This window comes from Acinetobacter sp. TSRC1-2, assembly GCF_049895885.1.
Lineage (GTDB): Bacteria > Pseudomonadota > Gammaproteobacteria > Pseudomonadales > Moraxellaceae > Acinetobacter.
In genome coordinates this window covers 109,225-131,301 of sequence record NZ_JAFCTF010000009.1, presented here as the reverse complement: position 1 = coordinate 131,301, position 22,077 = coordinate 109,225, and the positions used below count along the sequence as shown (strand labels likewise).

Annotated in this window: 22 protein-coding genes and 1 pseudogene; 20 read left to right on the top strand and 3 right to left on the bottom strand. The window is 38.4% G+C overall.

From position 1 onward, the window contains the following. The first annotated feature begins 52 nt into the window (after positions 1 to 52). The 10 genes from ACP69Y_RS11025 to ACP69Y_RS10980 all read left to right on the top strand — a co-directional run bounded on the left by ACP69Y_RS11025 (position 53) and on the right by ACP69Y_RS10980 (position 5,949). Positions 53 to 484, top strand: coding sequence for a hypothetical protein (locus ACP69Y_RS11025; RefSeq protein ID WP_425918434.1), 432 nt, complete (start codon positions 53 to 55; stop codon positions 482 to 484). Positions 485 to 676: 192 nt separating this feature from the next. Beyond that, positions 677 to 1,114: a hypothetical protein gene (locus ACP69Y_RS11020; RefSeq protein ID WP_131216143.1), complete on the top strand. Its 438-nt coding sequence runs from the start codon at positions 677 to 679 to the stop codon at positions 1,112 to 1,114. Positions 1,115 to 1,303: 189 nt separating this feature from the next. After that, entirely contained in the window at positions 1,304 to 1,837 is a 534-nt protein-coding gene (locus ACP69Y_RS11015) for a hypothetical protein (protein WP_425918433.1), read from the top strand. Between the two features lie 159 nt (positions 1,838 to 1,996). After that, the gene (locus tag ACP69Y_RS11010; protein ID WP_425918432.1) at positions 1,997 to 2,998 is read left to right on the top strand and encodes an LLM class flavin-dependent oxidoreductase; all 1,002 of its coding nucleotides are present in this window, start codon (positions 1,997 to 1,999) and stop codon (positions 2,996 to 2,998) included. A gap of 173 nt (positions 2,999 to 3,171) precedes the next feature. Next, the gene (gene yiaA, locus ACP69Y_RS11005; RefSeq protein ID WP_425918431.1) at positions 3,172 to 3,648 is read left to right on the top strand and encodes an inner membrane protein YiaA; all 477 of its coding nucleotides are present in this window, start codon (positions 3,172 to 3,174) and stop codon (positions 3,646 to 3,648) included. Positions 3,649 to 4,033: 385 nt separating this feature from the next. Further along, the gene (locus ACP69Y_RS11000) at positions 4,034 to 4,351 is read left to right on the top strand and encodes a hypothetical protein (RefSeq protein ID WP_425918430.1); all 318 of its coding nucleotides are present in this window, start codon (positions 4,034 to 4,036) and stop codon (positions 4,349 to 4,351) included. Continuing rightward, on the top strand, positions 4,332 to 4,535 hold the full coding sequence (locus ACP69Y_RS10995) for a hypothetical protein (protein WP_425918429.1): 204 nt from the start codon (positions 4,332 to 4,334) through the stop codon (positions 4,533 to 4,535). Before ACP69Y_RS11000 ends, ACP69Y_RS10995 begins: the two co-directional genes overlap by 20 nt. 21 nt (positions 4,536 to 4,556) lie before the next feature. Continuing rightward, positions 4,557 to 4,697: a hypothetical protein gene (locus ACP69Y_RS10990; protein WP_425918428.1), complete on the top strand. Its 141-nt coding sequence runs from the start codon at positions 4,557 to 4,559 to the stop codon at positions 4,695 to 4,697. Positions 4,698 to 4,857: 160 nt separating this feature from the next. Continuing rightward, the gene (locus ACP69Y_RS10985; protein WP_425918427.1) at positions 4,858 to 5,037 is read left to right on the top strand and encodes a hypothetical protein; all 180 of its coding nucleotides are present in this window, start codon (positions 4,858 to 4,860) and stop codon (positions 5,035 to 5,037) included. A gap of 357 nt (positions 5,038 to 5,394) precedes the next feature. Continuing rightward, positions 5,395 to 5,949: a flavoprotein gene (locus ACP69Y_RS10980; protein WP_425918426.1), complete on the top strand. Its 555-nt coding sequence runs from the start codon at positions 5,395 to 5,397 to the stop codon at positions 5,947 to 5,949. A gap of 51 nt (positions 5,950 to 6,000) precedes the next feature. Here ACP69Y_RS10980 and ACP69Y_RS10975 read toward each other — a convergent pair whose 3' ends face one another. Both ACP69Y_RS10975 and ppsR read right to left on the bottom strand, forming a co-directional pair. Beyond that, the gene (locus ACP69Y_RS10975; RefSeq protein WP_425918425.1) at positions 6,001 to 6,771 is read right to left on the bottom strand and encodes a hypothetical protein; all 771 of its coding nucleotides are present in this window, start codon (positions 6,769 to 6,771) and stop codon (positions 6,001 to 6,003) included. Positions 6,772 to 6,838: 67 nt separating this feature from the next. Beyond that, complete coding sequence (gene ppsR, locus ACP69Y_RS10970) at positions 6,839 to 7,675, bottom strand: posphoenolpyruvate synthetase regulatory kinase/phosphorylase PpsR (protein WP_425918424.1); 837 nt, start codon at positions 7,673 to 7,675, stop codon at positions 6,839 to 6,841. A gap of 154 nt (positions 7,676 to 7,829) precedes the next feature. Between ppsR and ppsA the strand changes: the two genes are divergently transcribed. From ppsA to ACP69Y_RS10955, 3 genes and pseudogenes are all read left to right on the top strand, one after another. Then, positions 7,830 to 10,208 (top strand): phosphoenolpyruvate synthase, encoded by a 2,379-nt coding sequence (gene ppsA, locus ACP69Y_RS10965; RefSeq protein WP_425918423.1) that lies wholly within the window; start codon positions 7,830 to 7,832, stop codon positions 10,206 to 10,208. Between the two features lie 607 nt (positions 10,209 to 10,815). Continuing rightward, the gene (locus tag ACP69Y_RS10960; protein WP_425918422.1) at positions 10,816 to 10,965 is read left to right on the top strand and encodes a hypothetical protein; all 150 of its coding nucleotides are present in this window, start codon (positions 10,816 to 10,818) and stop codon (positions 10,963 to 10,965) included. A gap of 1,763 nt (positions 10,966 to 12,728) precedes the next feature. Next, positions 12,729 to 12,872 (top strand): annotated as a pseudogene (locus ACP69Y_RS10955) (SAM-dependent methyltransferase); the annotation flags it as partial. Between the two features lie 198 nt (positions 12,873 to 13,070). On the opposite strand, the gene ACP69Y_RS10950 reads toward ACP69Y_RS10955, so the two are convergent. Continuing rightward, on the bottom strand, positions 13,071 to 13,388 hold the full coding sequence (locus ACP69Y_RS10950) for a hypothetical protein (protein ID WP_425918421.1): 318 nt from the start codon (positions 13,386 to 13,388) through the stop codon (positions 13,071 to 13,073). Between the two features lie 471 nt (positions 13,389 to 13,859). Here ACP69Y_RS10950 and ACP69Y_RS10945 point away from each other — a divergent pair, with 471 nt between their 5' ends. From ACP69Y_RS10945 to ACP69Y_RS10915, 7 genes are all read left to right on the top strand, one after another. Continuing rightward, a complete protein-coding gene (locus ACP69Y_RS10945) occupies positions 13,860 to 14,630 on the top strand; it encodes an RDD family protein (RefSeq protein ID WP_425918420.1) in 771 nt (256 codons plus the stop codon). Positions 14,631 to 14,945: 315 nt separating this feature from the next. After that, on the top strand, positions 14,946 to 16,019 hold the full coding sequence (gene cyoA / locus ACP69Y_RS10940) for a ubiquinol oxidase subunit II (protein WP_425918419.1): 1,074 nt from the start codon (positions 14,946 to 14,948) through the stop codon (positions 16,017 to 16,019). Positions 16,020 to 16,022: 3 nt separating this feature from the next. Further along, entirely contained in the window at positions 16,023 to 18,011 is a 1,989-nt protein-coding gene (cyoB, locus tag ACP69Y_RS10935; protein WP_425918418.1) for a cytochrome o ubiquinol oxidase subunit I, read from the top strand. Positions 18,012 to 18,015: 4 nt separating this feature from the next. Then, positions 18,016 to 18,636, top strand: a complete 621-nt coding sequence (gene cyoC / locus ACP69Y_RS10930; protein ID WP_424619651.1) for a cytochrome o ubiquinol oxidase subunit III — start codon at positions 18,016 to 18,018, stop codon at positions 18,634 to 18,636. Continuing rightward, positions 18,633 to 18,962 (top strand): cytochrome o ubiquinol oxidase subunit IV, encoded by a 330-nt coding sequence (locus tag ACP69Y_RS10925; RefSeq protein WP_425918454.1) that lies wholly within the window; start codon positions 18,633 to 18,635, stop codon positions 18,960 to 18,962. Before cyoC ends, ACP69Y_RS10925 begins: the two co-directional genes overlap by 4 nt. Before the next feature lie 10 nt (positions 18,963 to 18,972). After that, positions 18,973 to 19,851, top strand: coding sequence for a heme o synthase (gene cyoE, locus ACP69Y_RS10920; RefSeq protein WP_425918417.1), 879 nt, complete (start codon positions 18,973 to 18,975; stop codon positions 19,849 to 19,851). A gap of 112 nt (positions 19,852 to 19,963) precedes the next feature. Then, positions 19,964 to 22,075: a hypothetical protein gene (locus ACP69Y_RS10915; protein ID WP_425918416.1), complete on the top strand. Its 2,112-nt coding sequence runs from the start codon at positions 19,964 to 19,966 to the stop codon at positions 22,073 to 22,075. The last annotated feature ends 2 nt before the right edge of the window (positions 22,076 to 22,077 follow it).

Genomic DNA, 22,077 nt, shown 5'->3' with positions numbered 1-22,077 from the left:
CCATCGAAATAACTTAATTAGAACGTCCGCTTTTTTGGACATGGAGTTCACTATGAAACTGAATGCATTATTATTAAGCGCAACATTAGCTGCATCATCAATGATGGCAGTCAATGCTCATGCCGATAATTCAACTCGTATTGCTGCAACTTCTGCTTTAGGTAGTGTCGCGGGTACTGCTCTTGGGAAGCAAATGGGTGGTAATACTGGCGCAATGATCGGTTCTGCTCTTGGCGGTGCGGGTGGTGCTGCTGTTTCTGCTGACCGACGTAATCGTACCGGTGCTGCCATCGGTGGTGGTCTAGGCGGCGTAGGCGGTTATGCTGTAGGTAAAAATATGGGTGGTACGACTGGCGGTTATGTGGGCTCTGCATTGGGTGCAGCCGGTGGTTCAGTTCTGGGTAAAAAAGTATCAGAAGATCGTCGTGCCGACCAACGTTCTTACAAAAAACATTCTAAAAAATACCGTAGCAGCCATCGTTAATTTATCACCGTTCGGCTGAACTTAAAAAGCACCTTCGGGTGCTTTTTTTTGCTGCATGTTTATAACTTGTTAATTATGGATAAATTTGGCAGAAAAAAACTACAAACCCTTAACAGCTCATCCATCTTCTTTTCCACATTTTTTATTACATTTAACTCAAGAGATAACAAAAGATTCCAACTGGAGTTCACCATGAAATTTAATTCAATTTTATTTGCTACAGTCATTGCAACTTCTGCTATTGCAACTACAGCAACTTATGCAGGCAATACTACCAATGTTGCTTTAACCTCTGCGCTGGGTAGTGTTGTCGGTACTGCAGTGGGTAAACAAATGGGTGGCAATACAGGTGCAATGATTGGTTCTGCAATTGGTGGTGCGGGTGGCGCTGCTGTTTCAGCAAATAAACGTGACCGTACCGGTGCTGCCATCGGTGGTGGTTTAGGTGGTGTGGGTGGTTACACTGTCGGTAAAAGCATGGGGGGTTCAACTGGTGGTTATATCGGTTCTGCTCTAGGCGCGGCTGGTGGTTCAGTACTGGGTAAAAAGGTAAGTGAAGACCGTCGCTATGATGATCGTACAGACCGCCGTTACAACAGCTATAACAACCGTCGCTACAATCGCCGTTAATATTCAGATTTGAATTTCAAAGCACCTTCGGGTGCTTTTTTACTTTTTAAGCATGATGATCATTAATTAATTATGAATAAATCTGGCAGAAAAAAAATACAAATGATGAACAACTCATTCATTTTCATTTCTACATCTTTTATTACATTTAACTTAAGAGATAACAAAAGCTTCAAAAAGGAGTTTGCCATGAAATTTAATTCAATCATTCTTGCTGCTTTAATGACTTCATCTGCTTTAACGATGACCACAGCCAATGCAGGCAATGCAACAAATACAGCCTTAACCTCTGCCTTGGGTGGTGTCGTGGGTGCCGCTGTAGGTAAACAAATGGGTGGTACCACAGGTGCAATGATTGGTTCCGCAATTGGTGGCGGTGCAGGTGCTGGGGTGGCTGCAAACAAACGTGACCGTACTGGTGCTGTGATCGGTGGTGCTTTGGGTGGCGCTGGTGGTTATACCGTAGGTAAAAATATGGGTGGCACCAATGGTGGTTATATTGGCGCTGGCTTAGGTTCTGCCGGTGGTGCATTACTGGGTAAAAAAGTCAGTGAAGACCGCCGCTATGATGATCGATATGATCGTGATGACCGCCGTTATGATGATCGATACGATCGTGATGAGCGTCGCTATAATGATCGCTATGACCGTCGTAACAATAGTTACCGTTATAACGACCGCCACGACAATGGCCGTCATGTAGGCTGGAACAAACGTCGTTAATTCTACAGATTCAATTTAAAGCACCTTCGGGTGCTTTTTTTATTTAAGTGCTGCAATTACTTAATTCATACTGAGAATAGCAATATATCGAAAAAAAACGATATACAAATTCTATCAGTCATCGTATGCTTTTCTTAGATTCCATATTTGAGAAAGCCAATGCGCTCATTAAAAGACACCCAATTTTCAATTCTTGAACTTGCACCCGTCCGTGATGATAAAAGCATTCAATTTTCACTGCATCATGCTTTGGCACTGGCACAAAAAGCCGAACAACTAGGCTACAAACGTCTATGGCTTGCAGAACATCATAATATGGACGGCATTGCCAGTTCAGCAACTGCGGTTCTACTGGGTTATATCTTAGCCAATACACATACCTTAAAAGTTGGTTCTGGTGGCATCATGCTGCCCAATCATGCCCCACTTGTCGTTGCAGAACAATTTGGAACTTTGGCAACCCTTTATCCCGACCGTGTTGAGCTAGGGCTTGGCCGAGCACCGGGCACAGACCAGGTCACCATGCGTGCATTACGTCGCGGTCGCCAGGAAACAGAAGATCAGTTTCCACAAGATGTGCTGGAAATCCTGCAATATTTTAAAGAACCTGTGCCGCATCAACGTATTGTGGCTACACCAGGTCAAAACACGCATGTTCCGGTTTGGCTTTTAGGTTCAAGTTTGTTCAGCGCACAACTGGCAGCTAAATTAGGACTTCCCTATTCCTTTGCTTCACACTTTGCTCCACGCATGCTCGATCAGGCGATCAAACTGTATAGAGAAAATTTTGAACCTTCTGAATATTTAGCTCAGCCTTATGTTTCTATGGGTGTTCCCACTGTAGTCGCTCAAACCGATGAAGAGGCTGAATATCTGGCGACCAGTGCCTATCAACGTGTGCTGGGCTTAATGCGTGGACAAAGCTTAAAACTCAAAGCCCCTGTTGCAAGCATGGAAGGAATTTGGTCACCTGCAGAAAAAATGTCAGTCGATAACTTTTATGCACTAGCACAAATTGGTTCACCGGAAACTGTCAAAGCCGGATTAGAAAAGCTGTTAGAAAAATACAATGTTGATGAATTTATCTTCACCTGTGATATTTACGATACAGATAAACGCATTCAGAACTTTGAATTACTAATGGATATCAAAAATTCCTGACACTTTTCAACCATCTTAAATAGCACCTGTCATAGGTGCTATTTTTTTATGTCAAATCCCTATTCAACTCATCATTTTATCTATTTATTACCGACCCAACAATATTTGCGATATTGTTTAGCTTAGGCATAATAGCTTTATAAAAACAATTGAATACAAAAATGGAGAATAGAATGAATCAATATATTAACAAACCTACTTCTGCATTTATTGCTGCAAGTTGGGTGGCTCTAATCGCAGGTGCAGCAGCATATATCATCGGCTTATTTAACGCGCCCATGTTACTAAATGAAAAAGGCTATTATTTAATCCTGATCTTATACGGCTTATTTGCCGCAGTCTCTTTGCAAAAAATTGTCCGCGATAAACTCGAAGGCATTCAGGTAACTACTATTTATTTTGGACTTTGCTGGGCATCCATCATTATCTGTATTGCATTACTGGCTATCGGTCTATGGAATGCCTCACTTGCATTAAGTGAAAAAGGTTTTTATATCATGGCATTTTTACTGAGTTTATTTGGGGCCGTTGCGGTTCAAAAGAATATTCGCGATTTAGACTATCTCAGAACACATACTCAACCACCGAGTGTTCCTAATTATACAAATACAGAATTTCAACATATAAAACATGATGAAGAAAAAAATTAAGCTGTCATAACTATCAGAAATAAACTTAAGACCTGCCCCTTACTGCATAGGTATCTACACAAATCCTAAGTTTTGAGTTAAATTGGAGAGCATGCTCTCCAATTTAACATCTCCCATCTTGATGCTCGTCTCGTCAGAAGATACAACTCTCTCGTAAAGCTCCATATGAATCCTCTTGCTTCACTTGCTCCCACAATCAAAGACATGGCTTCTGCCCAAAAGTCGAGTTTTTTCAACCACGCAGGCGGTTTGGCAACTCCTCAATTATGACAAGATCTCTTTCAGGCAATTAAACTAGCCGATTGAGCATCTTGCATGTGAACAGATCAAGGCGTCACCCCATCAGTATGCATTGATCGTTCATGACTGGCCTCAACTGCAGTATGTGAAGCACAATAATAAAATTCAGTGTCTTCAAAGAACCCATAAATACGATTCAGGCTATGACTTGCAAACCAGCCTGCTTGTCAATGCAGCATCAGGGCTCCCGATTGCGCCATTGGCTCAAACGCTAACAGATGCATCAGGCTGTTATTCCACATTCAATGAACAATACAGTGAGCATAAGCCTCATTTAGATTCACTTACTGAACAAATCAAAATGATCGAACAGTATCCGATTGAGAAAACAAAAGTTCATATGATTGATCGTGAAGGTGACTCAATTGCGCACCTGAGGCTAAATGAGCACGAATGGTTTTAAATGGCTGATTCGGGCCAAAAAAGGCCATTGGATTGAGCATCAGGGTGAGATATACAAAGTTGCAAAAGCTGCAGAAAAAGTAGAAACCCAGCAGGTTAAGCCTATTTCTTATAAAGGAAATCGGCATGTGCTTCATGTTGGAGAAACCGATATTCGGACGACGCGTTCAGCAAGACCTAAGTGAAAAGACTATTCAGGCAAACGGGTGGCTCCTCAGCAAGGTGATGCGATTCAAGCAAGATTAGTTGTTGCAGTTATTAAAGATGCTCAGAATAAGACCGTCGCAAGATGGTCACTGATCAGCAACGTTGCATCAGAAATCGATGCGGTAGAACTGACTACCTGATATTACTGGCGCTGGACAATTGAATGCTATTTCAAGCTGCTCAAGCAGACAGGTCATAACATTGAGGCATGGCTTCAGACTACACCTGAAGCTATTTTAAGACGGCTCCTCATCAGCAGTATGGCGTGTGTGTTGACTTGGCGAATACAGTGTTCTGAAGATGAATAAAATCAGAAAATCCGTACGTTTCTCGCCCGTCTTTCAGGCAGGCAGCAGAAAAGAGGCAAACTTGAAAAGTGCGCCTGCCCTATTGGCAGGACTTTCGATTTTACTGAACACCCTTCAACTGCTCTCAGAATATTCAATAGATGAACTGAATCAGATTGCTGCGATTGCATAGGTACCTCATAGAGGTGTAGATACCTATGCCTTTACTGGCAGGTCTTTATTTTTTTTATGAAATCACAATTAAAAAATCATGCAGATCAAGCACAATAGAATCCTTAGGCCAGGATAAAGACTCTAGGATTACGAAAAAAATTAAATGCGAATCTCGCAGCGATTGATATTAAATTATCTAATTTTAGGCACATAACACCCTAAGTCATAAGAAAAAATTAATTCACATTCTTATCAGCAATACAGTTGCGATGACTGACCAGATTCCAGAAAAAACTTTACCAAAAGTTCCAACTTGGATATACCAATGAATTGCAGGACCGACCGCAACAAAGTAAAAATAAGCAAGGATATATAAATGGTTAACAAGAAAAAGAATCCATTGGATGGCTTCTTTCAAAATTCACCCGATTTTTTTCAAAAATTTAAGGGGAAAATCATTTCATCGGAAGATCTTAAACACTTTGATTTTTCCAACTTAAATGTTGCTATTGTCGGTGCAAATCAAATGACAGTCACGCATTTAAATCAGATCTGTAATCATGCAAAATTGGTTAAAATCTTTCAAATTGCACCGCATTTTATTTTACCCCATACAGAAAAAGGCATTCATAAACTGCTTTCGCATCCTTTAATTATTAAAAATCGCCGCTTGTTTAACAATCGGGTCAAATCATTACTGGCTATTCGCTATCTTGAATCACAAGTCAAAGACAACTGGTTAAAACGACAGTTAATGCCCAACTCGGCAATTGAAAACAAAGTATTCTTTAAGTCAGATACTTACTATGCAGCATTACAGCGTGAAAATTGTAAGTTAATTACCTGGCCGGTGGTTAAAATCACGGAGCAAGCGGTACAAAGTATGGAAGGCATTGAACATCTGGTGGACATGATTATCACGACCTATTAAGTTTCAAACACAAAAAAGAGGCTAATATGCCTCTTTTTTTTATAACCTAGTTTATTTTACCGTACCAATATATTGATAACTATTTTTAGTTTTTTGATAACGCAAATATTTTTGTGTCAATTCACCTGATGGTTTAATCATGAGAATATCAATATTTTTAGTATCCTGAGACACACGAATATAGTACCGATCCATATCAAAAGGCTCTATATTTTTTGGATAATAATTACAGTCATAACTGACATTAATCTGATCCAATGCTTTGGTTTTAGTTTTAAAAACATTCACACTTTTATAGTGTGCATTTTTAATTTGAGTCGCTTGAATGCTATATTGCCCAACACAACCACTGCCTATATAAACTCTAGAAATAAGATAATTTGGCACATTATTCAATTGAGTTTGACGAATCGCTTTAATAAATCCCCCATCATCGAGTGCGTGTGTACTGACTTTTTCGCCCTGCTTAAATTGCACATAAGACTCAAATTCCCGCATTGAGCCACCCGCTGAAATATTAAGCGTATAAAATTTGAGCTTTCGATCAGGACTGTAATTCAATGAAATTAGGTTTTTATCGATTAATTTTTTAAATGGGTATAGAAAACTTTGCGGATTTTTCTTAATAAAGCTGGCTATTTTTAATGCAACTTCTTGATTAATTCCATCATTTTCATAACGGTCAGTCAGACTGGTTTTATAATATTTATTGATGATATTACTTTCAAATTGAGCAACCGATTCTGCAAAAGTCTGGCTATTCACCAGACTCAGCATAGCAAAAAAAAGTGCGATTGTTTTTAGCTTTAATATTTTATACATATAACAATCCTCTTAATTTTCGATTATATAGAGTAGAGTTAAATATTAATTTAACTCTAATTTCACTTTAACCAATACGACGTTTAAGACCTGTCATTTGTAAAACACGGGTCGAAATTTCTTCAATCGACATTTCCGAAACATTCAAGTATTTAATACCTTCAGAAATATAAATCCCTTCAACCGCACGAAGCTCCATTTGGCATTGACTGAAACTTGCATAACGGCTGTTTGCTTTACGTTCAGTACGAATCGCTACAAGACGCTCTGCATCAATCATTAAACCGAACAGTTTTCTTTTATGCGGACGCAATACCGCAGGCAAACGGTTGTCATCCAAGTCTTCTTCAGTTAACGGATAGTTCGCTACACGAATGCCAAATTGTAATGACAAATAAATTGAGGTTGGGGTTTTGCCTGAACGTGACACGCCAATTAAGATTAAATCAGCTTTATCATAATGGCGTGTACGTGCACCATCATCGTTGTCCAAGGCAAAATGAACAGCATCAATACGAGATTTATATGACTCTGAATCGGTCACCGCATGGGTTTGTCCGACTAAAGTTGTAGGAGGAGTACCCAAAACCTCAGACAACTTCCCAATAAGTCCCTCAAATACATCAAGATTTACAGCATTCGCCGTATTAATAATGTCACGTACATACGGGTCTACAAGGGTATCAAACACCAAAGGTTGCTGCCCATCACGATCAGCACATTGGTTAATCTCTGCAACCACATTCATTGCGGCTTCTTCAGAGCTAATATAAGGAATAATATGAATGTCAAAATTAACATGAGGAAACTGTGCTAACAGTGAGTGTCCAAGGGTTTCAGCCGTAATTGCAGTACCATCAGAGATAAAAAATACACTGCGCTTAATTTGTTTACCTTCTGACATTAAAATTCTCCTTAAATATTTGTCTAAGTACTGTAAAATCTTTATAGTAAACCGATCTTACATGACTGTCGCCGAGTTAAATCAAAAAGCTACGCGATTTGTTATAATCTCATGCCAAGATAGTGATTAATACTGCAAAAGTGGAGTAACAACTTTGGAAGCGCGCGTAATTGGTCTAGAAAAATTAGGGAAACACGACGTTGAACTTGTAGGTGGGAAAAACTCATCTTTAGGTGAAATGATCAGCCACTTATCTAATGCTGGTGTGTCAGTACCAGGTGGTTTTGCAACTACAGCGGCTGCTTATCGTGAATTTCTCGAGCAAAGTGGCCTAAACGCTAAAATTCAGGCAGAGCTATCAACTTTAAATGTTGATGACGTAAATGCTCTTGCAGTAACTGGCGCCAAAATTCGCCAATGGATTGTCGATACTCCGCTTACGGCAGAACTTGAAAAAGAAGTTCGCGACGCTTTCGCTGAATTGTCTAACGGCAACCCTGATATCGCGGTTGCCGTTCGTTCATCTGCAACTGCAGAAGACTTACCAGATGCTTCTTTTGCCGGCCAACAAGAAACTTTCTTGAACATTCGCGGTATTGATAATGTATTGATCGCGATCAAAGAAGTTTTTGCATCTTTATATAATGACCGTGCAATTGCATACCGCGTACATCAAAACTTTAAACATGAAGTTGTAGCCTTGTCTGCAGGTATTCAACGCATGGTACGTTCTGAAACAGGCGCTGCCGGTGTAATGTTTACCCTGGATACAGAATCTGGTTTCCGTGATGTTGTATTTATTACTGCATCTTATGGTTTGGGTGAAATGGTCGTTCAAGGTGCAGTAAACCCTGACGAATTCTACCTGTCTAAACCATTATTAAACGCAGGCAAACATTCTATCTTGCGTCGCAATCTTGGTTCTAAACATCAAAAAATGATTTATGGCGAAGAAGCTTCTGCTGGTAAATCGGTTGTTGTTGTAGATGTTGAAAAACAAGATCGTCAACAATTCGCGCTAAACGATCACGAACTCCAAGAACTTGCCAAACAAGCGTTGATCATTGAAAACCATTATGGTTCGCCAATGGACATCGAATGGGCGAAAGATGGCGACGATGATCAAATTTATATCGTTCAAGCACGTCCAGAAACAGTAAAAAGCCGTGAAAATGTCGGCACAATGGAACGCTACCTGCTTAAACAAAAAGGTACTGTGATTTGTGAAGGCCGTTCAATTGGTCAACGTATCGGTTCTGGTAAAGTCCGCATCGTAACGTCAATTAAAGAAATGGACAAAGTACAACCAGGTGACGTTCTTGTATCTGACATGACTGACCCGGACTGGGAACCAGTCATGAAGCGTGCTGCAGCGATTATAACCAACCGTGGTGGTCGTACGTGTCACGCGGCAATTATCGCTCGTGAGCTTGGTGTTCCTGCAATCGTGGGTTGTGGCAATGCAACTGAAGTGCTTACCGATGGTCAAGAAGTGACAGTGTCTTGTGCTGAAGGTGATACTGGCTTCATCTATGAAGGTGCTTTAGATTTCGAAGTTCAACGTAACTCTATTGAATCTATGCCAGCACTTCCATTCAAAGTCATGATGAACGTGGGTAACCCTGACCGTGCATTTGACTTCGCTCAAATTCCAAACGAAGGGATTGGTCTGGCACGTTTAGAATTCATCATCAACCGTATGATTGGTGTGCATCCTAAAGCATTATTAAACATTGACAGCCTTCCACGCGAAACTCGTGCGGCTGTAATGGCGCGTACTGCGGGCTACTCTTCTCCTATCGAATTCTACGTAGAAAAATTGGTTGAAGGTATTTCAACGCTTGCTGCTGCTTTCGCTGACAAACCAGTGATTGTTCGTATGTCTGACTTTAAGTCAAACGAATATGCGAATTTGATCGGTGGTAAGTTGTACGAACCAGAAGAGGAAAATCCAATGCTGGGTTTCCGTGGCGCTAGCCGTTACGTTTCTGACAACTTCCGTGACTGTTTTGAGCTTGAATGCCGCGCATTGAAGAAAGCACGTGACGAAATGGGCTTAACCAATATTCAAATCATGATTCCTTTCGTACGTACAGTTGCTGAAGCGAAACGTGTGATCGAGTTATTGGCTCTGAACGGTCTTAAACGTGGTGAAAATGGTCTTAAAGTGATCATGATGTGCGAATTGCCAACCAATGCATTATTGGCTGAACAATTCCTTGAACACTTCGATGGCTTCTCTATCGGTTCTAACGACTTGACTCAGTTAACACTCGGTCTTGACCGTGACTCTGGTATCGTTTCTCACTTGTTTGACGAACGCGACCCAGCAGTTAAAGCATTACTTTCTATGGCGATTCATGCGTGTCGTAAAGCAGGTAAATACGTCGGGATTTGTGGTCAAGGTCCTTCTGACCACCCTGACCTTGCACAATGGTTAATGGAACAAGGTATTGAGTCAGTATCGCTAAATCCAGACTCGGTTTTAGACACTTGGTTCTTCCTTGCTGAAGAAAAAGCTCAACAAGCTTAAGAAACTATGTTAAAAAAGACCCATATTTGGGTCTTTTTTAGTTTATTAAACAAAGGCTTAAAATGAAATACTGCACTTCATCTAAAAAACAAGTATGAAAACCCACCTCTAGTTTTATATTGAGCATACGATAAAAAATGGTGAGTTATTTTACACAGCGTGCAACATAATCTTGGATAATTAAACAATGGGACATTCCCTTTTGATCTTTTATGAAAGCTGAACATTTTGATTAATCGGCTTTTAAAGATTGAGTTCCACGCTCTATAGGACTTAGTTCTTTTAATTCATACATTTGAAATTATTCTACTAATAGGGATATTTAATGAATCGCCTTGCACTTGACTCATTCCCTCCATTTTATTTAAATCTCTCTCATAAACGACCTATAGAATCATTACAATCATTGTTATTACAGCAATAATAAGTTTCTATCTTTTTGGGTCTTACTGATAAATTGTTCTCCAACTGTAGATTAATGAAGATAAATAGAAAAAATAAAAATGAAGAAATTTCTATAAATTTACTTTGAAAAAACCTGATTTAAAAAGTCAGAGTTAGTGCATGATTTTTTTATTTCAGTTTCTTATAGGTCATTTATATTTCTTTGTTGAGTTGGTTTATTATCAACTCTATTAAGCTTATTGATTTGGCCGCTGCTGCTATTATTTCTGCTAATCACTTTGCTCTTGCTTTTGTTGATCTTGCTGTTGATTCGGTTGCCGTTTCTGGTTTTGTTGATCCTCTTGTTGATTAGCCCTTTCAATTTCCATTCTATAGTTCTGGAATATGCTGCTTTCTATTAGAAATATTATAAATTTTCAGAACGAATTATGATCAGGAATAGTAGTAAAAAATGCTGATATATTTAAAATTAGATTTATAGAAAAATAGAGTAGATTGTCGTGATTAAAAAATCATGTTCTGAAGAGAGGATTAGGTTGCATATGCTTAAGTTCTACGTCAGCAATCTCCTCTCGCAGTACAACTGAATTATCTATTATTCTAACGACTACAAAGTCAGATATTTTATTATCTCTACATCCCCAAAAAAACAGATTTATTTTTCAATTTTTCTTACCGCATTTGGATAATTCAATTATGCTTCATCAATCCACATCAACTTGTGACGCTTTAAACCTGAACGACTTAAACTTTGATATTTGCGCCTAGCTCATCATAACAGCCTTGCAAATCTTTTTTAGCTTATACACGATCTGTCATGCGCCCTGCCAATAAAATAAAGAAACCCCACCAACTTAATGACGGGGTTTATGTATCGCAATGCGTTCGACAAAGAAGGAAAATATAAATATCTTTCAATAAAAAACCTGTTTAACTCTCCCAAATTAAACAGGTCTAATTTACGCTGAAATTTTAGATTTTTTTTGCAGTTATTGTTTGTTTTCACTAAATATATAATCAAATTATTTCAATATCGTGAAAACGAAAAATATGATTATTAATTTAATTAATCGTATGTTTTTTGACTAACTATTGCTTTATCGCTTTCAAACAATCACGACAGACCTTAATCTCTTCATCATCAACCGTGGAACTGATTTCCATCGCACTATAAAGGCTGAATAAACACCTGAGGAAATGCAGAATTAGATTTTCCTTTATTTCAGCCAAAAAAATACCTCCCAAGTGTGGGAGGTTAAAACTAGAAATCAGAAACTAAAATGATAGAATCATGAACTATATTTTATACAAAAATGTTTTTCAACTATTGCTAATAAATTACAATATTTTAAATGACTATATCGCGTTCATTATTTTATATAATCATGATTCATCTTGACTAGCCCCTGTTCTGCTTCAACAATAATTCTTTGCATATCTTCCCTCTTTTGTCTTTTTGATTGAATATATACTGACAATATTAGGCCCAAACAGCATATAAAAAATATGGTTATAAGTACTGCCAATTTTCTATCTTGCATGTCATTAACTCGAACGTTTATTTATGCAAAAAATTTTATATTTTTTTAATTAATTTTCAATGGTTATGCAGACTAAATCATAGATTTTTTATCAAAAGTTATATTTCTTCTCTTCTTTGCTTTTCTCATAGCAACAAAAAAGCTCACCATTTGGTGAGCTTCTTAATTAACCCGAATCACGGATAAGAAATTGGCTTAAAAACAGGGGGATCAGAGCCATCAGTTGAGTTACCATACTAAACTCACAACCCTAGTCCTTATGTTCCTTGCGCCATATATGGCTCATACTGAATTATTCTGTGTAATTTTGGCGCACCTGAAGTAATAAAGTTTCATTAAGTGTGGCTACTTCAGAGAGGATGATTTTACACATTACTGTTTTGTAGCAGTCACTTAATCGAACTAAAAGAGCAAAGTTATAATTGAGGAATGTGATATGTGTAGTAAGCTAAGCTCAAATTGCGTTCATTTTAAGAAATTGATCATTTGCAACTCTTGCCATAAAGATTTTGAAAACGTTAATTTAGTTGTTTTTGATTCACCCTCAATTGGATTAAAGCGGTAAGAAAGCTAGCTTACATTAAACTACGGAAAAATAAATGAAGACTGGTGTGAAGATATTCGAAAAGGTTTTGCAGAGTGTTTTAGCGTGTTAACCACTGGCGGAGTTTTGATTTTCAAATGGAATAAAATACCCTTCAAAGTTTCAAAAATTTTAATGTCACTCAACTTTGCAGCCGCATATATAGATTAATACGGCACCTCTTTGGAAGCTTGAACAGAAGCATAAATTAAAAAATATTCAAGATAAATACTTACTAAAAACTGTTAAAGTAGTGCAGCAATCTCACTAGTCGTGGGATTGTAGATATTATTGTTTACTTAAGTGGATTCTTCTCCTATCTAAACGGCCAATTTATGATTGACGTATTTCGGTTTCAATTGGCAATAAAAAAATAGTTTTTAAGTCATTAGACAAATATAGCAATAAGGTATCAATTTCTGTTTGTTGAATAATTCTTTCACGATGTGGAGAGTCTTCAGGAGTCTGAACATGCTTCACTGGATTTTTTTTCGGCCATAATTTTGTTTCTAAGCACGAATTAAAAAAACCTGCCAGCAAAATAAAATCACGTCTTACTGTTGAGGATGAAACATTCTTTAAACACCACTCACACCATAAAACTAATAAAAATCCCTTATTCACTTTAGCTAAAGCTATATCGTACTTCATGTGTTTTAGAATATAGCTAATACGACTAATCTCACGATCAGCGCCTCGTTTTTTGATTAAAACTGTGTCACGATACTCTTCTAAAGCATCTTTTAAGTTGCCATGGCCAAAGATTTTATGGTTTTCATTTATTAGAGCAACTTCAGTTTCTTTAGCCCATGCTTTCGCATCACGTACAGTATCAAAAGTTTTTGACTAGGGTTGATGTGGTTTTATGCAGATAGTGGCAGTGATGTATGCATTACGTTTCTAGAAGGTTGCCATAGGTATTGTTGTACTTAGTTTGAGAATCCCTTTAAATTTATTATTTATAGATTTAAAAATCTAGCCTAAAGATGTGTATTTTAAAGGTGTTTAAAATATGGCATAAATGAGGTGCAAAAATAATTGCTTCTATTTAAGTCCTTTTTTTCATCTATAATTTAAGGGTTTGCTATACAAACCTAATTTACGTTTTGAGATTTAATATTTATGCAAATTTACTTGGCTCGTAATAATCAACAAGCTGGTCCATACACCTTAGAGCAATTGAATCAAATGCTCGCTAGTCAGCAAGTTCTGCTTACAGATTTGGCTTGGCACCAAGGCATGACCGAATGGAAAGCTTTAGGTGAATTAACCCAAGGTAAACTTGTATATCAACCTGAAGGTTATACTGCGCCTGCACCTTTTCCTGAGCAAACTCCTGTTCAGAATTCCAGCTTTAGCAAAATACAGGTCGAAAAAAAAGCTGCTCAAAATAATGAACTCGCTTCAATTAGCACCCGGATCTTAGCAAAAATTATCGACTTATTGCTCTGGTTGCCTGTAGCTGCCATTCCCTCTTTTTTTCTGAAACCAGAACAGATTAATCAGCTGTCTGAAATTCAGCAAAAGATGCAATCTGCCGACACATCAACTCAAGCAGTTCAATTACAACAGCAACTATTTACTCTTATTCCAGCAGAAGCTTGGCAAGCGATGTGTATATACATCATTATTATGCTTGGAATTCAGGCATTTATGCTGGCGAGATCTGGACAGAGTATTGGTAAAAAACTGACCAAAATCAAAATTGTAGATGTAGAAAGTGGTGATAAAGTGAGCTTAATGCGTGCATTCACTTTACGAAGTTTCATTTTTATTATTTTAAATCTGTTGTTTATGCCGTTTATCACGATCATTGATCATGTCTTTGCCATGAGTGAAAAACGTCAAACTTTGCATGATAAATTAGCCAAAACCAAAGTGGTTAAACAATAATTACACTAAAACAGGGATTATTTTATGTCCCTGTTTCCCCCAGAATATTGATATTAAAATAAAATTATTATATTAAAAGTTTAATTCCGAGTAAAAAAATCAGTTTTTATAACAGTCATTTAAAGCCTCTTTACATATAGCTTAGTTCAACAATATGAGGCATAATGCCTCACAACGTAGCGGTGTATCATGATTGGGAAAGATTTTTTATGCTTAGAATTTCTAAGTGAAAATAAAAACATTTCCAATCATGCGACACTTTAATCGCTATCCCATATTAAATTAGGGAATGGGACTCTTCACCGAGGTTGTAAAATGAGACAAACAATTTTAGCTGTATTGTCTTTATCTGCGATGGCTGCACTCTTGAGTGGGTGTGGCGGTGATATGGTACTTCTAAACTCAAAAGGTCCAGTTGCTCAAGGTCAATCTGACTTGATGATGACTGCGATCTATTTAATGCTTTTGGTGGTTATTCCATCAGCAATTATGGCATTGTGGTTTGGATGGAAATATCGCGCATCGAATAAAGATGCAGACTATAAACCTACATGGGCACACTCAACTGCAATTGAAATTGTAGTATGGGGTATACCTGTCATTATTATTGGTATTTTAGCGTGGTTAACTTGGTGGGGTTCCCACAAGTATGACCCATACCGTCCGGTCGAATCTGATAAAGCGCCTTTAACTGTTCAAGTTATTGCTGAACAGTTCAAATGGATCTTCATTTACCCAGAACAAAACATTGCGACTGTTAACGAAATTCGCTTCCCAGAGAAAACTCCGGTTAGTCTTCGTTTAACTTCGAACTTCACAATGAACTCGTTCTTTATCCCTGCATTGTCTGGTCAGATTTATGCAATGGCGGGTATGCAGACTCACTTGAACTTCTTAGCAGACGAAACCAGCCCAGCTGAAGGCTACCGCGGTTTCTCTTCTAACTATTCAGGTTATGGCTTCTCACAAATGCACTTCCGTGCTCATTCTGTAACAGATGCTCAGTTTGCTGAATGGGTAGCTGCTGTTAAAGCAGGTAACGGTACTTCAGTAAATCCTAACGCAGTTCAAAAAACTGTTTTAGACCATACTGAATTTGCAGCTCTACGTGACGGTAACCGTTCTAAGCACCAAATTGAAGCAATGGTTGTGAATGCTCAAACTCCTGAAGAGAAGGCTGCTGCTGAAGCATTGAAGCCTTATCCGACTAAGCCACATCCAGTGACTTATTATTCTTCAGTAGAGCCTAAATTGTTCGAATCAGTGATTAACAAATACATGAGTAACTACCACGGTGCTGACCATTCAGCAACTGCTGGTCATGAAGCTGCTGCTTCTGATGCTCATGCCAATGTTGAACATGCGACAGCTGCTTCTGTAGAGGAATAAGACATGAGCTTATTAGGTAAGTTAGGTCCGGATTCAATTCCACTCGATCCAATTGTATTGGTGACTGTTGCGATGATGATCCTAGGTGGCCTTGCAGTCGTTGCAGGTATCACCTACTTTAAAAAATGGAACTACTTGTGGACTGAATGGTTCACCTCTGTAGACCATAAAAAAATTGGTATTATGTATATCTTCGTATCTGTAATCATGTTAGTTCGTGGTTTTGCAGATGCGATCATGATGCGTCTTCAACAGTTCCTCGCTCGAGGTGGTGGTGAAGGTTATTTACACCCTGAACATTACGACCAGATCTTTACTGCCCATGGCGTAATCATGATCTTCTTCGTAGCAATGGGTCTTGTAGTCGGCTTAATGAACATCTCTGTACCTTTACAGATTGGTGCTCGTGACGTTGCCTTCCCATTATTGAACTCTCTAAGCTTCTGGCTATTTGCCGGTGCTGCGGGTCTAATGATGGTTTCTCTTGCGCTGGGTGAATTCGCTGCAACGGGTTGGATGGCTTATCCTCCATTATCAGGCATTGAATATTCTCCGGGCGTAGGTGTTGACTACTATATCTGGGCACTTCAGATTTCAGGCTTGGGTACGCTTTTAACAGGTGTTAACTTCTTTGTTACCATCATTAAAATGCGTGCACCTGGCATGACACTGATGGATATGCCGATCTTTACCTGGACATCTTTATGTACAGCAGTATTGATCATTGCAGCTTTCCCGGTGTTAACTGCAACTATTGCAATGCTTTCACTTGACCGTTACTTCGGTTTCCACTTCTTTACAAATGACTTGGGTGGTAGCCCAATGCTGTATGTAAACTTGATTTGGACTTGGGGTCACCCGGAAGTGTATATCTTGGTATTACCAGCATTTGGTATTTACTCAGAAGTTGTTGCGACTTTCTCGCGCAAAGCATTGTTCGGTTACAAATCAATGGTGTATGCAACTGTAGCAATCACAGTATTGTCTTTCGTTGTATGGGTTCACCACTTCTTTACCATGGGTGCTGGTGCCAACGTTAACGCGTTCTTCGGCATCATGACCATGATTATTGCCATCCCTACTGGTGTGAAAATCTTCTCGTGGTTATTCACCATGTACAAGGGTCGCATTACCTTTACAACCCCAATGCTTTGGTCACTTGGCTTCCTTGTGACTTTTGGTATCGGTGGTTTAACAGGTGTATTAATGGCAGTTCCACCAGCGGACTTCCTAGTACATAACTCGTTATTCTTGATTGCTCACTTCCATAACGTAATTATTGGTGGTGTAGTATTTGCAATGTTCGCAGGTATCATTTTCTACTGGCCAAAAATGTTTGGCTGGAAACTCAATGAAACTTGGGGCAAAGCAGCGTTCTGGTTCTGGTTCTTCGGTTTCTACTTTGCATTCATGCCACTTTATATCCTCGGTTTCATGGGTATGACTCGTCGCTTGAATACATATGACAACCCAGAATGGGATCCGTATGTGTCGATTGCATTGTTTGGTGCCGTTCTAATTGCTATTGGTATTGCATGTTTCTTAATGCAAATCATTGTTGGTTTCTTACAACGCAACAACAATATCGATCACACTGGCGACATCTGGGATGGCCGTACTTTAGAATGGGCGACATCTTCACCTGCTCCGTTCTATAACTTTGCTCATCTTCCTAAGATCAATGGTATTGATACTTTCTGGACTGACAAAGAAAATGGCATCGCATATGCTAAACCAACCAAGTATGAAGACATTCATATGCCAACCAACCGTGCGGCTGGTTTCGTTATTGCAATGCTGATTACTGTAATGGGCTTTGCTTTAATCTGGCATATCTGGTGGTTAGTAATTGTTGGATTCATTGGTGCTATCGTTTCGTTTATCGTAAGTTCATTCACTAAGAAAGTGGATTACTATGTGCCTGCTGCTGAAGTAGAACGCATTGAAAACGAACGCTATGCGATTCTTGAAAAACACTTGAAGAAGGACTAAGACAATGGCTGAAGTACTTCATCACGACAACCATGGACACGATGAGCATCATCATCACGATGATACTGACATCACAGTCTTTGGTTTCTGGACTTACTTGATGAGTGACTTGATCCTATTCGGGACACTCTTCATCGCGTTCGCTGTATTAAGCAGTCACATTCCTCTTGGTACTCCAAGTGCTAAAGAGCTTTTTGGTGATTCTTTAGGTTTCGTTTTAACTGAAACTTTCGCCCTCTTGATCTCTTCTGTGACCTTCGGTTTTGCCGTACTTGCTTCATACAAGAAAAATGTTGGCCAAGTTCTAACTTGGTTAGCAATTACTTGGGTATTTGGTGCTGCCTTCATCGGTATGGAACTTTATGAGTTCAACCACCTTGTACACGCAGGCCATGGTCCGACCACAAGTGCGTTCTTATCTGCGTTCTTTACCTTAGTTGGTACGCACGGTATTCACGTAACTTCTGGTTTGGTATGGATGCTTGTGTTGATGTATCAAATCAAGAAAAATGGTTTGACACTTCCAAACACTCGTCGTCTTGCTTGCCTAAGCTTGTTCTGGCACTTCCTTGACATCGTTTGGATCTGTGTATTCAGCGTAGTTTACTTGATGGGAGTTCTATAATGAGTCATGACCATAACTCTGCTGGCGCAGCGCACGGCAATACCAAGCAATATACAATTGGCTTTATCCTTTCAGTTTTGCTTACGATCATTCCTTTCGGTATGGTTATGGCAGGCGGTTTTGGACGTGGCCTCGTTATTGCAACGATTGCCATCACAGCTGTTGCTCAGATTCTTGTACAGTTAGTTTACTTCCTGCACATGAACTCTTCTTCAGAGCAGCGCTGGAATGTAATTGCGTTCATCTATACAATTCTTACAGTGGCAATTTTATTGGTTGGCTCTGTATGGATTATGAACTACCTTCACTACAACATGATGATCTAAACTGATTGTCATGCTGAAAAAGTATTTATTCCTGACTAAACCAGGAATTCTCTTTGGTAACTTTGTTACCACTTTGGGCGGCTATTTTCTAGCCGCTCAAGGTTCTGTAGATTTCCTTTTATTGCTTATTACCCTCCTTGGTACAACTTTGGTTGTTGCCTCTGGTTGTGTGGTCAATAATATTATTGACCAAGACATCGACCAAAAAATGCAGCGCACACAAAATCGTGCGATGGTTAAAAAATCGATTTCTGTTCCTGGAGCTTTGGTGTATTCCTTGGTACTAGGCGTGATTGGTTTTAGCATTTTATGGTTCTGGGTAAATGCGTACGCTTTTTTATTTGCAGTGATTGGTTTTGTGGTCTATGTGGTGTTTTATAGCCTCTGGACAAAACGCACAACAATTCACCAAACAGTTGTTGGAAGTATTTCTGGTGCAAGCCCACCAGTGATTGGATATACCGCTGTTAGCAATGAATTTGACTTAGCTGCACTGCTTATTTTTATTGGTTATGCACTTTGGCAAATGCCCCATTCATGGGCAATTGCAGTATATCGTTTTGATGACTACAAAAATGCAGGTATTCCGATTCTCCCTGTAGCACGTTCTGTTTTACGTACTAAAATTGAATCATTGATTTATGTTGTTTTATTTACCCTCGCCATGAATGCCTTATTTGTATATGGTTATACAAACTGGTTATATCTCGTTATTTTAAATGGGCTATGTATTTATTGGTTTTATATTGGTGTACTTGGCTTTAAAGCTGAAAATGACCAACTATGGGCAAAACGCTTTTTCCTATTTTCAGTCATTTTAATTACGATTATTAGTATCTGCTTTAGTTTTACCTCCCAAGCACCACCCACACAAATCGTATTTTTCTAAAAAAGATAGAGTTCTACTCTATCTTTTTTTTATTTTTTGCTCCTAGAATTATTTCACTACAACAATCCAGTTGCTAATATTGCAACCAAAATTATAAAGTTACTTTTTTCATATGAACTCTAAACTTAATATATTACGCCACACTATTTTTACTTCTTTATTTCCTGTATGCATTTTTTATTCGAGCTTTGGTCATGCGGGTGCTGATATTTACTGCGAACCAAGCACCATACTTCAGAACAACGAATATACTGCTTGTAATAATTTACCCGCACTTACTCCTGCCAACGACAACCAAACCAATCTATTATTATTACTCAGTGATTTAAATTTAGTCAGTATTTCTACTACAACTCAAAAAAGATCTCTTTGGGATACTAATTATAGTCATGTGCCTTTTGAAACCAAACAACTCACGTCATCTGCTCAAAATAGAGCATTCAATGCACGTAAGTTTGTGGCAACAGATATAGATCCTTATCAAGAACATTGCAATTCCATGACTAAAGGTAGTTTTGATTTTATTCAACAGGTGAAAAAGGATCGAACGATACCCAATGCTGAAAAGGATATTTTAATTCGTGAACGTAACAAAATTTCTGAATGTGAAAAACAAATTAGTTTAATTAATGTTAATCCAAACTGGACAATTAACACGCGTCAATATGCATCCTACTTAAACGCAACGATTGCTTTTTATAATACTAACTTTTCTACAGCAACTAAAATTTACTTTCTACTCACCAATGTAAGTAATCCTTGGTTAAAAGAAACAGCTCAATATATGTTAATTCGCAGCAATCTAAATGCTGCTTTTCAAAGTGGTGTTGGCGAGTATGGAGATCTTCAACGAGAGAAACTTAATCAAACCCTGCTTAAAGAGCTCTTTAACAGTATTACTCAATATCTACAGCTATATCCAAAAGGAGAATATGCCGCTAGTGCGCGTGGTCTATTACGTCGTGGTTATTGGTTAAATGGTCGACATGATTTATTGGTTAATGAATTTATATGGCAAATCAACAACCCAAAATCTAAGTTTTATAATCTTGAAATGAATAATGTTGCTTATGAAATAGATCGTCACGTTTTTCAAAATAGCAAATTTAACGTTCAAAATTTAAAGGACCCTCTCTTTCTGGCCATTTATGACTTAATGCAAATGCGTAAGCCAGAAACAGCAGATGATAAAGTCATCACATGGACACAGCTCAACAGTCAAAAAGAAGCATTCAAAAACCAACCTGAACTGTTTCAGTATTTACAGGCCAATCATTTATTCTTTATTCAAAATAAACTGCAAGAGGCCTTAAATTTACTCCCTAAAGATAATCCTAGTGCTATAAACAACTATCTGCAACTCAGTCAGATTTTTCTAAAAGGAAGAATTATTGAAAAATTGGAGAAATCTCAATCTACGCAACACTATTGGGAATCCTTCCTCACAAAAGCGAAAACAGCTGATCAACGTGGATTATTTGAGTTAACGTTATATCCTTATTATTTAAAGCAACAAAATGTAGATGCTTTTATCGGTTCAAATGCCAAAATTAAACAAGCCTCTTTACAAAAAAGCTTTATTTCTAAATCTGCCAATGAAAATAGTCTGATGAAAATCATTCAGACCACAACAAGTACAGAGCATAAGAATTTAGCCCTATACACAACCCTGAATAAATCTTTAGTCCATCAAAACTACAATTTGTTTAATCAGGCTTATGCAGCCCTACCAAGCAATGTCAACCAGTTTAATCACACAGAAAATGCTGCTGAAAAATTTCGTAGTCAGCCCCCTTTGGCCAATTTTATTTGGAAAGGGACAACCATTACCCCGCAAATCAAATGCTCCGATTTAAAAACCTTGACTGAAAAACTGGCAGACACCCCTAAAGACGTAAATTTACGACTATGTTTGGGTGAATATTTTAGAAATGAAAATGGTTATATGCTCAGCACATTCACTTATAATGAAAAGGAAAGCCCAACTTTCCAAGGTCCGATATTTACTCGTGGACAAGTCTATAAAGATATAATTAAAACTCAGCCCAATGGTGAATTAAAAGCCTACGCACTTTATCGTGCTATCCAATGTTATGCACCGTCAGGTTTAAATGATTGCCAAGATCAAGAGATTGAAAAATCCGTAAGAAAGCAGTGGTTTGATCAAATCAAACGTGATTACCCCAATACAACTTGGGCAAAATCATTAAAATTCTATTGGTAAAT